The sequence below is a fragment of the Halorubrum saccharovorum DSM 1137 genome, from assembly GCF_000337915.1.
Classification (GTDB): Archaea; Halobacteriota; Halobacteria; order Halobacteriales; family Haloferacaceae; genus Halorubrum; species Halorubrum saccharovorum.
The window spans coordinates 158,106-171,860 of the sequence record NZ_AOJE01000010.1 but is presented as its reverse complement, the minus strand read 5'-3'; the positions used below and the strand labels follow the sequence as shown (position 1 = coordinate 171,860).

Annotated in this window: 12 protein-coding genes; 8 read left to right on the top strand and 4 right to left on the bottom strand. The window is 69.7% G+C overall.

The genetic code is table 11. The annotated features are described in order from the left end of the window. Window positions 1-22: 22 nt before the first annotated feature. A complete protein-coding gene (locus tag C471_RS02600) occupies window positions 23-739 on the bottom strand; it encodes a DUF47 domain-containing protein (RefSeq protein WP_004046408.1) in 717 nt (238 codons plus the stop codon). 177 nt (window positions 740-916) lie between these two features. Beyond that, entirely contained in the window at window positions 917-1,963 is a 1,047-nt protein-coding gene (locus C471_RS02595; RefSeq protein ID WP_004046407.1) for a phosphoribosylaminoimidazolesuccinocarboxamide synthase, read from the bottom strand. A gap of 182 nt (window positions 1,964-2,145) precedes the next feature. Between C471_RS02595 and C471_RS02590 the strand changes: the two genes are divergently transcribed. Further along, window positions 2,146-2,862: a tRNA (cytidine(56)-2'-O)-methyltransferase gene (locus tag C471_RS02590; protein WP_004046406.1), complete on the top strand. Its 717-nt coding sequence runs from the start codon at window positions 2,146-2,148 to the stop codon at window positions 2,860-2,862. A gap of 6 nt (window positions 2,863-2,868) precedes the next feature. Here the strand turns inward: C471_RS02590 and C471_RS02585 are convergent, their stop codons facing one another. Then, window positions 2,869-4,383 (bottom strand): ATPase domain-containing protein, encoded by a 1,515-nt coding sequence (locus C471_RS02585; RefSeq protein WP_004046405.1) that lies wholly within the window; start codon window positions 4,381-4,383, stop codon window positions 2,869-2,871. Between the two features lie 74 nt (window positions 4,384-4,457). Here C471_RS02585 and C471_RS02580 point away from each other — a divergent pair, with 74 nt between their 5' ends. Then, window positions 4,458-5,942 (top strand): PAS domain-containing protein, encoded by a 1,485-nt coding sequence (locus tag C471_RS02580; protein ID WP_049908929.1) that lies wholly within the window; start codon window positions 4,458-4,460, stop codon window positions 5,940-5,942. Between the two features lie 81 nt (window positions 5,943-6,023). Here C471_RS02580 and C471_RS02575 read toward each other — a convergent pair whose 3' ends face one another. Further along, window positions 6,024-7,085, bottom strand: a complete 1,062-nt coding sequence (locus C471_RS02575) for a hypothetical protein (RefSeq protein ID WP_004046403.1) — start codon at window positions 7,083-7,085, stop codon at window positions 6,024-6,026. Window positions 7,086-7,242: 157 nt separating this feature from the next. Between C471_RS02575 and C471_RS02570 the strand changes: the two genes are divergently transcribed. From C471_RS02570 to C471_RS02545, 6 genes are all read left to right on the top strand, one after another. Then, on the top strand, window positions 7,243-7,767 hold the full coding sequence (locus C471_RS02570; RefSeq protein WP_004046402.1) for a transcription factor TFIIE subunit alpha: 525 nt from the start codon (window positions 7,243-7,245) through the stop codon (window positions 7,765-7,767). Next, on the top strand, window positions 7,767-8,462 hold the full coding sequence (locus C471_RS02565; protein ID WP_004046401.1) for a DUF2110 family protein: 696 nt from the start codon (window positions 7,767-7,769) through the stop codon (window positions 8,460-8,462). The genes C471_RS02570 and C471_RS02565 overlap by 1 nt, the downstream gene beginning before the upstream one ends. Before the next feature lie 3 nt (window positions 8,463-8,465). Next, the gene (locus tag C471_RS02560) at window positions 8,466-9,233 is read left to right on the top strand and encodes a DUF5803 family protein (RefSeq protein WP_004046400.1); all 768 of its coding nucleotides are present in this window, start codon (window positions 8,466-8,468) and stop codon (window positions 9,231-9,233) included. 67 nt (window positions 9,234-9,300) lie between these two features. Then, window positions 9,301-10,020, top strand: coding sequence for a competence/damage-inducible protein A (locus tag C471_RS02555; RefSeq protein WP_004046399.1), 720 nt, complete (start codon window positions 9,301-9,303; stop codon window positions 10,018-10,020). Window positions 10,021-10,213: 193 nt separating this feature from the next. Then, window positions 10,214-11,314 (top strand): ATP-NAD kinase family protein, encoded by a 1,101-nt coding sequence (locus C471_RS02550; RefSeq protein WP_004046397.1) that lies wholly within the window; start codon window positions 10,214-10,216, stop codon window positions 11,312-11,314. 208 nt (window positions 11,315-11,522) lie between these two features. After that, on the top strand, window positions 11,523-13,745 hold the full coding sequence (locus tag C471_RS02545; RefSeq protein WP_004046396.1) for a CDC48 family AAA ATPase: 2,223 nt from the start codon (window positions 11,523-11,525) through the stop codon (window positions 13,743-13,745). Window positions 13,746-13,755 lie beyond the last annotated feature (10 nt).

The window sequence follows — 13,755 nt, the reverse complement described above, 5'->3', positions numbered from 1 at the left end:
GTCCGATCGCTCCCGTCCGCCCCTACTCTCCGTCCGCGCCGGGGTCCGCCTCGGTGACGATCCCGGGCTCCTTGCTCGCGATGACGACCATCCGGTCGGTGAGGTCCTCGATCGTGTTCGCGAGCTCGTCCAACAGGATCGCCAGCTCCCGGTAGACGAGCGGCTGGTCGACCGCGTCGTCGGCGAACGCGGTCGCGATGGCGTCGTTGCGGAGCTCGTCGCACTCGCTTTCCAGACCGCGAATCGCCTCGATCCCCTCGGTGAGCGTCTCAGTCGCGTCGCCGCGCGCGAGTCCGCGGACGAACCCCTCGACGACATCGACGAGGACCGCGACCATCTCGACGATGCGGGTGGCCATCTCGCGCATGTCGCGGAACGGCTCGGCGTCGGGGTCGGGGCGCATCATGAGCGCCTCTTGGGCGATCCGCTCGGTGTGGTTCGCGACCACGTCGAGCTCCTTGTAGAAGTCGAGCAGCGCGGACTCGTTGAAGTTGATCCGGGTGTTCAACAGGCCGATGTCGTCCGGGCCGGCGTCGGTGATGGCCGCGGTGATCTCTCGGACCAGCTCGTCGCACTCGCTCTCGATCGCGGCGATGTCGTCGATCGTCTCGCGGTACGGCCCGTCGCTCGCGTACTCGTCGAGGGCGCGCGGGAGGAGGGCGACGCAGTCGTCGATCCGGTCGAGGTACGCGGCGGTCTGGGATTCGAGCCGTTCGCCGAAGTCGGCGTCGGTGGGCATGTCCCGATCCACGAACGTCGGGGCTAAAGAGGTTCCCTCGCGTTTCGTCGATCGTGAGGGTTCTTTCGGGCGGTCCCGCCCGCGTTGACGGGCGCGTGGTGCACCCGGCGTCGTCGGTCGCGTGGTGCGCCCGGCGTCGGTCGCGCAGTGGACCCGGCGTCGTCGGTCGCGTCCTCCCTACAGCCCGTCGACGGCGTCGAGCGCCGCCTCGATGTCGGGAACGTCGAACCACTCCCGGCCGGTGTACGCGTTCGTCCCCGACGCGTACAGCTCGGAGACCGCGTCGACGACCGCCGGCGGCAGCGGGTCGGGGTCGGGCTCGCAGAGCTCGCGCCAGTCGTCGATGTCGCGGTCGGCGACCGCCGTCTTCGCCTCCTTCACGGCCTCGACCCACGCGGGATCGTTCGCCTTGTACCACTGGCGGACGACCTCCTTCGAGATCCCGCGCCCGCCGTAGGAGAAGCGGTTCTCGTCGAAGGTTCCGACCACGTCGGCGACGCGGAGCTCCCCGTCGACGTAGAGGCACTCGATCTTCCCGTCCTCGTGGACGAAGCCGGCCGCCTCGGCGCGCTCGGTGACGACCCGGTTCACGTCGAGCGCGAGCGATTCGAGCGCGTCGATTTCGGCGACGCCCGCGATCCGGTCGGCCTCGGCGCGAGTGAGGTACCGGTCCTGCTGCTCGTACTTCGTCGAGAACTCCACGACCGGCTCGGGGAGGTCGACCGGTTCGTCGGGCCAGTCGCCGTCGGGACCGGCGAGGTCGTCGAGCCCGAAGTCGGCGGGTTCCCGGCGGCGCCGGAGGCTGGACCCAACCGGGACTCGGTTCCGGAAGACGACCTCCAGCGGGACGAGGTAGTTCTCCCCGCCCGCGGCGTGGAACGCGTCGTAGTCGTAGCCCGCGTGGGGCCCCTCGTACGGGAGGTCCGGGACCTGCGTCAGGTCGATGGCCATCTCCGTCGGCGGGGCGCTCGCGTCGGCGAGCGCGACGATCTCACCCGTGTCAGCGTCTGTAACGCCGCGGTAGTGCGTCGGGACGCCCTCGTCGTCCAGCAGTTCGAAGTTGAACGCCCCCATCGCGCAGAGGCTCGCGCCCTTGCGCGGGATCGCGTCCGGCATCTGGCCCCAGTCGAACACCGAGTAGGCGTCCGTGAAGACGAACCGACCGCGGCCGAGCGAATCGGCGGTCGCGGCCTCGTCGACGCGGAACTCCTTGACGCTCGTCATACCGCATCCGCCGACCGCCTCCCCCATGAATCTTTCACTTACGTGGTCACCTCCATCTGTTTCTACCGAGAACGATCCACAGTTGTGGACAGGGTCGGCGGTGAGGATCGCCGGCGAGGGCACGGCGTCGCGGCCGAGCCAGCATCGAAAGGACCACGCGGCTCGCGGGCGCACCCCAGAACATGCACGATGCTCGCGAGGTCGTCGTCCTCCGGTACGGTCACCGGCCGGGCCGCGACGACCGCATGACGACGCACGTCGGGCTCACGGCCCGGGCGCTCGGCGCCGACCGGGTGATCTTCCCCGACAACGCCGGGCAGTCGGCGGAGACGGTGCGGGACATCACCGACCGGTTCGGCGGTCCCTTCGCGGTGGAGTTGCGCGACGACCAGAAGGCGATCGTCCGGAACTGGGACGGAGTCGTCGCCCATCTCACGATGTACGGCGAGCGGGTCCAGGACGTCGAGGAGGAGGTTCGGGAGTCGATCGGGCTCGGCGGGGCGGGAAGCGGTGGCGACGGCCCCGCGACCGTCGGCGACGGACCGGCGACGCCCCGCGACCTCCTCGTCGTCGTCGGCGGCGAGAAGGTGCCGTGGGCGCTGTACGAACGCGCCGACTTCAACGTGGGCGTGACGAACCAGCCGCACTCCGAGGTCGCGGGGCTCGCGGTCTTCCTCGACCGCCTGTTCGAGGGCGCGGAACTCGAACGGGAATGGGAGGGCGCCGACCGCCGGGTGGTACCGGAGTCGACCGGCAAGACGGTGATCGACGCGGAGGAGGAGCTCGCAGACGACGGCGAAGGTTCGGAACCCGCAGACGACGGCGAAGGTTCGGAACCCGCAGACGACGAGGGCACCGAATCCGGCGCGGGCGGCTCCGAAACCGACGACCGCGACTGAGTCCCCCTACTCGTCGCAGTCGCCGCGCTTCGACCCTCGCCTCGATCCCCGATTCGACCGTCGATCCGGCTCCTGATCGACGACCTCCGGCGTGCCGCTCAGAATGCCGCGGAGTCCCGACATCGGCTCGCCGACGGTGATCCCGTGTTCCGTGATCTTGAACTCGCGGATCGTCCGCTCGAAGTCGCTCGTCCGCTTTTTGAGGACGCCGATCGCCTTCCGGAGCTCGCCCTCGACCTCGAGGTGACGGAGGAAGACGATGTTGTCGGCGAGGTAGCTGATGTTCTCCATCGTCGCGTGGAACTCCCCCGTGACGTTCCGCGTCTCGTCGATGAAGATCCCGGTCGCGCCCATGTTCTTGAGGTAGCGACCGAGGGCGTGCATCTGCTGGAGCATCATGTCCTCCTCGCCGCGCAGCGTCAGCCGGTACCCGGAGATCCCGTCGACCATCACGATGTCGGCGCCGCGCTCCTCCACCTCCTCGCGGACCATTCGCGCGAACTCCTGTGGCGACCGCTCTAACGCCTCCACCTCGTTCACCTGCAGGGTCCCGCGCTCCAGCATCTCGTCGACCGGGATGTTGACCGCCCGCGACCGGGTGAGGAACGTCTCCCGGTTCTCCTCGAACAGGTAGATGACGGAGCGTTCCCCCCGGCCCGCGGCCTCCTTCATGAACTGCGTACTCAGGGTCGTCTTCCCGACCCCGGTCGGCCCGCTCACGATGGTGACGGTGCCGCGCTCGATCCCGCCGTGGAGCAGCTCGTCGACCTCGGGGATCCCCGACGATATCTGTTCGAACTCGATGTCCTCGTCGCGCTGGCCGGGCTGGAGCGCCGGGTACACCTCGATGCCCGCGTCGGTGACCCGGTAGGCGTGATCGCCACCCTGCGTCGCCGACCCGCGGAACTTCGGGACGCGGACGGTCTTCCCGTACTCCGCGGCGTCCAGCCGGATCGTCCCGTCCGTGATGAACTCGAGGTCGTCCGTCGGCAGCGACGGCGTGTTCTGGACGGTGAACAGCACCGTCGCCTCCCGGTCTTTCAGGAAACGCATGAATCCGACGACCTGCTTCCGGAACTGGTAGTCGTCGGACAGCAGGAAGCGGATCTGGGTCAGGGGGTCGACCACGACTCGGTCGGGGTCGACCGCGGTGACGCCCTCGACGATCTTCTCGGTCAGCGGCTCCCGCTCGACCTCGGCTGGCTCGAACACCTCGTACGACTCGTCTTCGACGAACACGTCCGCGCTCGGGCTCAGGTCGAGGAACTCGATCGCGTCGGTGTCGAAGCCGAGCGCCGCCGCGTTGGCCTTCAGGTCGCGGACGTCCTCTTCGAGGTTGATGAACAGCGCCGTCTCCCCCTCGTCGACACCCTGCTGGAGGAAGTGGAAGCTCAGGATTGTCTTTCCGCTGCCGGCCTGACCGCGGACCATGTAGCTCCGGTTCGGCACGAGCCCGCCCGACAGTATCTCGTCGAGCCCCGCGATACCCGTCGAGGCGCGATCGGCGAGTGGTGTCGACATACCGTTTACTCCGGACGGGGGGTAGTTAATCAATGGGTAGCTCTTAGTGGATACACGGTCTCCTTTTAGGAGACATGGCTCCAGGCCCCGCGGGGATCGCTTCCGACGCCCCCTTCGGCGGACCGCCGGACGTGGACGAGGAGGTCCGCGTCCTCCTTTTCATGCGGTCGGGGCGCGACCGCGAGCTCGTGGCGGAAGCCCTCGGCGACCGCTTCCGCGTCGAGTCGACGACGGACGCGGCGGCGCTCGACTCGCGGTTCGACTGCTGCGTCTGCGACGACGAGGGGTTCGAGCGGGCCGCCGGCTCGATCGAGTCGCGACGGGAGCGCGCGGCGCCCGCATTCCTCCCGTTCGTCCTCCTCGCGGGCGGCGACACCGACCGGGAGACGACGCAGGAGGCGTGGGATCACGTCGACGACGTCATCGAACTCCCGGTGCGCAAGCGGGCGCTCCGCACCCGGATCGGTAACCTCGTCGAGCGACGGCGAACCACCCTCCGGCTCGCTGACCGCGAGCAGCGGCTGGCGGCCGCTGTCGAGGAGATCCGGCAGAAGGAGCGCGCGATGGACGAGGCCCCGGTGGGGATCGCCCTCGCGGAGCCGGGGACGGGGAATAACCCGCTGACCTACGTCAACGAGGAGTTCGAGCGGCTCACCGGCTACGGACCGGAGGTGCTCGGGAAGGACTGTCGGCTCCTCCAAGGGGAGGACACGGACCCCGCGACGACGGCGGCGATCCGCGAGGCGATCGACGACGAGCGGCCGGTCTCCGTCGACATCCTGAACTACCGCGCGAACGGCAAGAAGTTCTGGAATCAGCTCACCGTCGCGCCGATCCACGACGAGACCGGCGACGTGATCCGCTTCGTCGGCTTCCAGACGGACATCACCGACCGGAAGATCCGCGAGCGCCGGCTGGAGGTCATGAGTCGGGTGCTCAACCACAACCTCCGGAACAAGATGAACCTCATCGAGGGGTACACGGAGCTGCTGCGGAGCGATCCCGACGAGGAGCAGCGTCGGAAGTCGCTCGACGTGATCTCGGAGACGACCGACGACCTGATGCGGATCGCGGAGGCGGTGCGGAAGATCGACCACACGCTTTCGAAGACGGATCCGGGCGAGACCGCGGTCGAACTGCGCGACCGCCTGTCCGAGCTGCTGAGTCAGATGACCGATCAGTACCCGAACGCCACGTTCCACCTCTCGCTCCCCGACGGTGATTCCCTCGGTGTGAGCGTGCTCGGCCTCCAGACGGCGATCGAGGAGGGGGTAGAGAACGCGGTCAAGCACAACGACGACCCGGAGCCGACGGTCTGGATACGCGCCGAGCGCGGGGACGAGGGCTGGATCGAGATCGAGATCGAAGACGACGGCCCGGGGATCCCGGAACACGAGACCCACGTGCTCGAACGGGGCGAGACGTCGCTGAAGCACGCGGACCGACTCGGGATCTGGCTGATGTACTGGGTCGTGAGCAAGGCGGGCGGGCAGTTCTCGGTGGAGTCGTCCGAGACGGGCGGGACGCTCCTCCGGATGACGATCCCGGCCCGCTCCTGATCGCGTTCCCGGCCCGCTCCTGATCGCGTGCCCTCGACAGCGAACCGCCGGTGGCGAACCCCCGATCGCGCACCTCCGAGTTCACAGCGTCCGCTTCGATCGGAGCCGCGCGAGCCTGGTCCGCGCCTCCTGCCGGCTCGTCCCCCGCACGCGACCGGTCTCGGCGTCCGCCATCGAGACGAGGGAGAGCCGGTCGAGGAGGGGCGGCCAGTCGGCGGCACCTGCGGCGTCGCTGGCGAACGCGACCGCGTTTCCGAGCCCGTCGCGCTCGGCGGCCCCGAGCCGCGCGACCGCCTCGTCAGCGTCCCGACGCCCGCCGGCCACGTAGAGCCGGTCGCCGACGGCGGCCGGGAGCCACGCCGGTAGGAGCAGGAGCCAGAGCGCGACCCCGGCGGCCGCGTACGCCCACGACGGGATCCGGTCGCGCTCCGGTTCGTACCCGTGGATCCGGTTGACGCGGCGGTCCGCCGCCGTGCGCTCGCCGCGGCGCCCGACGAGCAGTGTCGCGAGGAGCGCCACCGTCTCGACGGCCCCGAGCGCCGGGAGCAGCGCCGTCGAGACGAGCGCCTCACGGGTCCGAAGCCGGACGAGCGCGTGCCGGAGCGCCGCGTCGCGGTCGGCCTTCGACAGCGAGAGCAGGCGGGTCGAGACGACGAGCCGCGAGCCGCGGTAGCCGTCGGCGACGGCGACGTTGGCGGCGTCCGCGCGGACGACCGTCACCTCGGGGGCGTCGACGCCGACCTCGTCCGCGAGGGTCGCGACGCGGTCGGCGACGAAGTCGGCGGGGCGGTCGTCAAGTTCGGCCTCGGGGAGCCGGGCGATCCGGCGGTCGACGACCACCGGACCGAGGAGGGCGGACCCGCCGAGACCGACGACGACCGCGGCGAGGAGCCCGCCGATCGCGCCCGGGCCGATGACGCCGAGGCCGGCGGGACCGAGGAGGGCGGCGACGGGGACCAGCGGGACGGCGGCGAGGAGGACGGGGACGGCGAGGAGGGCGAGCGCGCCGACGGCTCGGCGGACGCGCGTTCCGGCCGCCGGGGGAGTGGACGCGTTCGTGGTGGCGGACGCGTTCGTGGCGTTCGAGCCGCTAGATCCCGCCGCCGGATCCGACCCGTCTCCCGCGTCACCGGTCGATGCCATACGACCCTGTCGTGTCACACGCGGGGTAAAGCTTTGCCGGAGGCAGCCGCGGGCGGTCCCGGCGGCGGATCGCACTGACCGGACCGGCGGCGACAGCGGACGGCGGCGACCGCTCCTTCCGGAGCTTTTAACCCGGTTCCTCCACCAGATCCACGTAATGGCTTTTGAGGATCTACTGAACGACCCCGTCATCCAGAAGTACCTCCACGAGCTGGTGGGGCCGACGGGGATGCCGGTCGCGGCCGCGCCGCCGGACGGCGAGGTCACCGACGAGGAGCTGGCGGAGGAGCTCGGACTGGAGCTCAACGACGTCCGACGCGCGCTGTTCATCCTGTACGAGAACGACCTCGCCACCTACCGCCGGGTGCGCGACGAGGACTCGGGATGGCTCACGTACCTCTGGACGTTCCACTACGACAACATCCCGGAGAACCTCGAAGAGGAGATGTACCGCCTGCTCGACGCCTTAGAGGAGCGCGAGGAGTACGAGCGCACCCACGAGTTCTACCTCTGTGAGGTGTGTTCGATCCGCTTCGAGTTCGGCGAGGCGATGGACTTCGGCTTCGAGTGCCCGGAGTGCGGCTCCCCGGTCGAGGCGATGGACAACGACCGGCTCCGCGAGGCGATGGGCCAGCGCGTCGAGGAGCTCCGTGACGAGCTCAACGTGGACGTGACGGGCTGATGGTCGTCCTCGCAACCAAGTGCTACGTCGAGGGGGACGCCCGAGACCGCGCGCTCGACGGGATGAACTCGCTCGTCGCCAACGACGTCGGCGAGCTCGACGTCGACTGGCACGTCGGCGTCCGCGACGACGACTTCGTGCAGGTGGACGTGAGCGGCGAGGACGCCGCAGTCGCCCGCAACGTCCTCGCGGAGACGTGGGGCGAGGTCGTCGCCCACGACGAGGGGCTGGAAGCCGGCGAGGAGTACGTCGGCACCCTCGAATCGTGGGACGACGACGGCTTCGTCCTCGACGCCGGCGTCGACGTGCGGATCCCGGCCGACGAGATCGGCCTCGGCAGGGGGTCGCCCGAGCAGGTCGTCGAGCGGTTCGGGCTGGTCCAACACCTCCCGGTCCGGTTCGTCTACGGCGGCGACGTCGGCGATCCGGACGCGGAGCCGAGCCGGCTGGCGGACGCCGAGCGCGACCGCCTGTACGACTGGCAGCGCGGTGACGGGCGCCTCAACGTCAACTCGGCGACCCGCGGCGAGGTCCGGGCGACCGTGAACCGCGCGGGCCACGCCCAGGACATCGTCACCGTCGAGCGGCTGGGGCTCTTGGAACAGAGCGTCGTCTGCACCGAGGACACCGACCCGCCGGGGCTGCTGGCCGCGATCGGCTCGTACCTCCCGGCCGAGATGCGCTGCGTCGTCTGACCAGTGAACCGACGCTTCGCCCTCGCGATCGCGGTCGTCGCGCTGCTCGCCGTCAGCGCCGGGTGTCTCACGTACGTCAACGACGGGGGCGAGGTGGCGAACGAGACGCTCGACGCCGAGCCGCCCCACTCGTACGACTTCGACACGGAGCGCGACGCGGCGATCAACCTGTCGACCGGGACGCGCTACACCGCGGTGTACAACGTCTCCGGCGTCGACGAGATACGGTTCTACCGACAGACTCCGTACATGGGCGATCAGCCCTTCGAGTTCGAGGCGCTCCGGTATCAGTACCCGGACGGCGAGGTGATCAACGGGAGCGAGTTCCGGGCTCAGGGCGGCGAGGTCGAGCGCACCCCGGACGAGACGTGGGTCCGGTTCGGCGAGGAGATGGCGGGCGGGCGGGTGGCCATCTCGGCGACCGGGTCGCCCCGCCGGTTCACCACGCTCACCTACGTCGAGGGGTCGTACGCGGTGACGCTCCCGCCCGGGTTCAGCACCGACGTGCCGATCGTCGGACACGTGTCGCCGCGAGACCACGAGATCGAGACGGTCGACGACCGCGACCGGATCACGTGGGACTCCGTGACGAGCGGGTCGGTCGTGGTCCAGTCGTACCGCGAGACCGACCTGCTCGTCTTCGGGGTCATCCTCGTGATCGCCGCGATCGCCGCGGTCGTCGGGACGGCGTACTTCCGGCGACAGCTGGAGGAGCTGCGCGAGCGACGCCGGCAGATGGGGCTCGGCGTGTACGACGACGACGACGAGTAACCGGGGTCCACGTCGGCGTTCCCCTCGGACTGGAGCCCTTTTTCAGTGCGCGACGCCTTGTGCGGGTATGGACGCCGCAATCGTCACCGTCGGGGACGAGCTCCTCGTCGGTGACACCGAGAACACGAACGCGACGTGGCTCTGCGACCGGCTCGCCGACCGCGGCGTGACGGTCCGCCGGGTGACGGTCGTTCCGGACGAGGTCGCCGAGATCGCGCGCGTCGTCAACGAGTACCACGCCGAGTACGACGCCGTGCTCGTCACCGGCGGGCTCGGCCCGACCCACGACGACGTGACGATGGAGGCGGTCGCGGCCGCGTTCGGGCGCGACCTCGTCGCCAACGACGAGGCCGCGGACTGGCTCGCGGAGCGGGGGTACAGCGCGGACGACCTCGTCTCCGAGACGACCCACCTCCCTGCCGACTGCCGGCCGCTCCCCAACGAGGAGGGGGTCGCACCGGGTGCAGTCGTCGAGTCGGTGTACGTCCTCCCCGGCGTTCCGGCGGAGATGGAGGCGATGTTCGAGTCGGTCGTCGAGGAGTTCGAGGGGACTCCGACCCACACCGTCGTCGTCGACGTCGACGAGCCGGAGAGCGCGCTGTTAGAGCGGTTCACGGAGCTGCAGGAGGCGTTCGACGTGAGCGTTGGATCGTATCCCGGCGAGAGCGTGCGGGTGAAGATCACGGCGGCGGCCCCCGACGAGGCGGAGCGCGCCGCCGAGTGGGTGCGGGAGCGGTCGGTGCTGGTCGAGTCGGTCGAGTCGGAGACCGAACCGTCTCAGCGATAGAGGTACGCGAGCCACACCGCGGTGATCACGAGGCTCGCGACGAGCACGGCGGTCGCGGTCGCGTCGATCGGGAGCGGCTCCACCGGGGCGGCTTCGAGTATCATGGGTCGCGCTTGTTCTGGGGGCGCCTTAATATTGATCTTCCCGCGGCGAGACGCGGCCCGCTTAAGGGCTCGCCGCCGAATGACCCGACATGCACGTCGGATTCGCGGTGAACCCGGTCGCCGGGATGGGGGGCCGCGTCGGGCTCAAGGGCACCGACGGGAAGGTGGAAGAGGCGGTCGAGCGCGGCGCGGAGCCGCGGGCGCCGGACCGGGCGCGACGGGCGTTGGACCGGCTCGCGGCGGTCGCCCCCGAGACGCGCGTCTCGACCGCCGCCGACCCCATGGGCGAGCGGCTGGTCCGCGACGCCGGCTTCGAGCCGGCTCGCGTGGTCGACCCGTTCGACGGCGCGACGCCCGACCCCACGGAGACGACGGCCGAACACACCGCGCGCGTCGTCGAGGCGTTCGTCGGCGGCGACGACCCGGTGGACCTCGTCCTCTTCGTCGGCGGCGACGGCACGGCGACCGACGTGGCGACGGCGCTGGAACGGAGCGGAACCGAGACACCGATGCTGGGCGTTCCGGCGGGCGTGAAGGTGTACTCGTCCGTGTTCGCCGTCTCGCCCGAGGACGCCGCCGAGGTCGCGGCCTCCTTCTCCCGCACCGAGCGCCGCGAGGTGATGGACATCGACGAGGACGCCTACCGGGAGGGGGAGGTCCGTCCGGAGCTCCGCGCGGTCGCGCGCGTCCCGGTCGCCGACGACCTCCAGTCGTCGAAACAGACCGCGAGCGGGACGGTCGAATCGCTGGCCGAGGGCGTCGCCGACGACATCCGGGAGCGAGAGGGAGAGGGGGTCACCTTCGTGCTCGGTCCGGGATCGACGGTCGGCGCGATCAAGGCGGAACTCGGGTTCGAGCCGTCGCCGATCGGCGTCGACGTGTGGCGCGACGGCGAGGTGGTGGTCCGGGACGGGACCGAGCAGGAGATCCTCGACGCGCTCGGCGAGGAGAACGTGATCGTCGTCTCGCCCATCGGTGGGCAGGGGTTCGTCTTCGGGCGCGGGAACCCGCAGCTGTCGCCGGCGGTGATCCGGCGGTGTGACGTTCAGATCGTCGCATCGCGGACGAAGCTCGACGACGTGCGGGCGCTCCGGGTCGACACCGACGACCCCGAACTCGACGCGGAGCTCGCGGGATGGGTCCGCGTTCGCGTCGGCAAGTTCGAGACCCGGATGATGAAGATCGCCTGAGACCGGGAGATCGACCCGCCGGGCGCTCCGCGGAGACGGCGAAAACCCGCCCATGCGACGGCGTTTTAACTGCGGATCTCATACCGTGCTACATGATGGCACAGATCGCCGCAGCTCCCGGATCGCTCGGGGGAACCGGCGGCGCCGACAGGGGCAACAGGCTTATTCCCGAACCGGGTGCAGTTACGGATAACCCCCGCGAGGAACCATGAACGAAGTTCAACTCGAAGTGGCGAAGGCGTACCCGAACGACTCGGGGCGCGGCATCGCCCGACTCGACCCCGACACGCTGTTGCACCTCAAGCTCTCGCCCGGCGACATCATCGAGATCGAGGGCGCGGAGACCACCGCCGCGAAGGTCTGGCGCGCCGACCGCCAGGACTGGAACACCGACACGGTCCGCGTCGACGGCTTCACTCGCCAGAACGCCGACGTCGGCATCGGCGAGCGCGTGACGATCCGGAAGGCGGAGGCCGAGAAGGCCGAGAAGCTCGTCTTGGCCCCGCCCGAGGAGGCGTCGGTCCAGTTCGGCTCCGACGCCGCCGGCATGGTGAAACGCCAGATCCTCAAGCGGCCGGTCGTCGAGCGCGACATCGTCCCCGTGATGTCGTCGACGAACCACCCGTTCATGCGGTCGCCCGGCCAGGCGATCCCGCTGATCGCGGTGGAGACGGAGCCCGACGGCGTCTGTCTCATCACCGAGGACACCGAGGTCGAACTCCGCGAGGAGCCGATCTCCGGGTTCGAGAAGACCGGCGGCGGGATCACTTACGAGGACATCGGCGGCCTGCAAAACGAGATCCAGCGCGTCCGCGAGATGGTCGAACTGCCGATGAAACACCCGCAGATCTTCTCGAAGCTCGGGATCGAGCCGCCGCAGGGCGTCCTCTTGCACGGCCCGCCGGGCACCGGGAAGACCCTGCTCGCGAAGGCGGTCGCCAACGAGACCTCGGCGTCGTTCTTCTCGATCGCCGGCCCGGAGATCATCTCGAAGTACTACGGCGAGTCCGAACAGCAGCTCCGGGAGATCTTCGAGGACGCGAAGGAGGAGTCGCCCTCGATCATCTTCATCGACGAGCTCGACTCGATCGCGCCCAAGCGCGAGGACGTGACCGGCGAGGTCGAGCGCCGCGTCGTCGCCCAGCTGTTGACGATGATGGACGGGCTCGAAACGCGCGGGCAGGTGGTCGTCATCGGCGCGACGAACCGCGTCGACAGCGTCGACCCCGCGCTCCGCCGCCCCGGGCGCTTCGACCGCGAGATCGAGATCGGCGTCCCCGACGAGGTCGGCCGCAAGGAGATCCTCCAGATCCACACCCGCGGGATGCCGCTCTCGGACGACGTGAGCCTGGACCACCTCGCGGACGAGACCCACGGGTTCGTCGGCGCCGACATCGAGAGCCTCACGAAGGAGGCGGCGATGAAGGCGCTCCGGCGCTACCTCCCCGAGATCGACCTCGACGACGAGGAAGTCCCGCCGAGCCTGATCGACCGGATGATCGTCAAGCGCGACGACTTCTCCGGCGCGCTCACGGAGGTGGAGCCCTCGGCGATGCGCGAGGTGCTCGTCGAGCTCCCGAAGATCTCGTGGGACGACGTGGGCGGGCTTTCCAGCGCCAAGGAGCAGGTTCAGGAGTCGGTGGAGTGGCCCCTCACCTCTCCCGAGAAGTTCGACCGGATGGGCGTCGACGCGCCGAAGGGCGTGCTGCTGTACGGCCCGCCCGGCACCGGGAAGACGCTGATGGCGAAGGCGGTCGCCAACGAGACGAACGCGAACTTCATCTCGGTCAGGGGGCCGCAGCTGCTCTCGAAGTGGGTCGGCGAGTCGGAGAAGGCGATCCGGCAGACGTTCCGGAAGGCCCGGCAGGTGAGCCCCACGATCATCTTCTTCGACGAGCTCGACAGCCTCGCGCCCTCGCGCGGGCAGGAGATGGGTAACAATGTCTCCGAACGCGTCGTCAACCAGCTCCTCACCGAACTCGACGGATTAGAGGAGATGGGCGACGTGATGGTGATCGGCGCCACCAACCGGCCCGACATGATCGACCCCGCGCTGCTGCGCTCGGGGCGGTTCGACCGGCTCGTGATGATCGGCCAGCCCGACCAGGAGGGCCGCGAGCAGATCCTCGACATCCACACGCAGGACACGCCGCTCGCGCCCGACGTGAGCCTCCGCGAGATCGCGGAGATCACGGACGGCTACGTCGGATCCGACCTGGAGGGGATCGCCCGCGAGGCGGCCATCGAGGCGCTTCGCGACGACGACGACGCCGAAGAAGTGGAGATGAAGCACTTCCGGCGCGCGATGGAGTCGGTGCGCCCCACGATCAACGACGACATCCTCGCGTACTACGAGGAGGTCGAACAGCAGTTCAAGGGCGGCAGCGGCAACGCGATCCGCGACACCGGCGGGCGGATCGGGTTCCAGTAGGCGACGCGGT

Coding starts and splice junctions, on each gene's coding strand:
- C471_RS02570 (WP_004046402.1), top strand. CDS start 7,243: ATGGCTTTTGAGGATCTACTGAACGACCCCGTCATCCAGAAGTACCTC.
- C471_RS02585 (WP_004046405.1), bottom strand. CDS start 4,383: ATGTCGACACCACTCGCCGATCGCGCCTCGACGGGTATCGCGGGGCTC.
- C471_RS02600 (WP_004046408.1), bottom strand. CDS start 739: ATGCCCACCGACGCCGACTTCGGCGAACGGCTCGAATCCCAGACCGCC.
- C471_RS02555 (WP_004046399.1), top strand. CDS start 9,301: ATGGACGCCGCAATCGTCACCGTCGGGGACGAGCTCCTCGTCGGTGAC.
- C471_RS02580 (WP_049908929.1), top strand. CDS start 4,458: ATGGCTCCAGGCCCCGCGGGGATCGCTTCCGACGCCCCCTTCGGCGGA.
- C471_RS02545 (WP_004046396.1), top strand. CDS start 11,523: ATGAACGAAGTTCAACTCGAAGTGGCGAAGGCGTACCCGAACGACTCG.
- C471_RS02595 (WP_004046407.1), bottom strand. CDS start 1,963: ATGACGAGCGTCAAGGAGTTCCGCGTCGACGAGGCCGCGACCGCCGAT.
- C471_RS02575 (WP_004046403.1), bottom strand. CDS start 7,085: ATGGCATCGACCGGTGACGCGGGAGACGGGTCGGATCCGGCGGCGGGA.
- C471_RS02565 (WP_004046401.1), top strand. CDS start 7,767: ATGGTCGTCCTCGCAACCAAGTGCTACGTCGAGGGGGACGCCCGAGAC.
- C471_RS02590 (WP_004046406.1), top strand. CDS start 2,146: ATGCACGATGCTCGCGAGGTCGTCGTCCTCCGGTACGGTCACCGGCCG.
- C471_RS02550 (WP_004046397.1), top strand. CDS start 10,214: ATGCACGTCGGATTCGCGGTGAACCCGGTCGCCGGGATGGGGGGCCGC.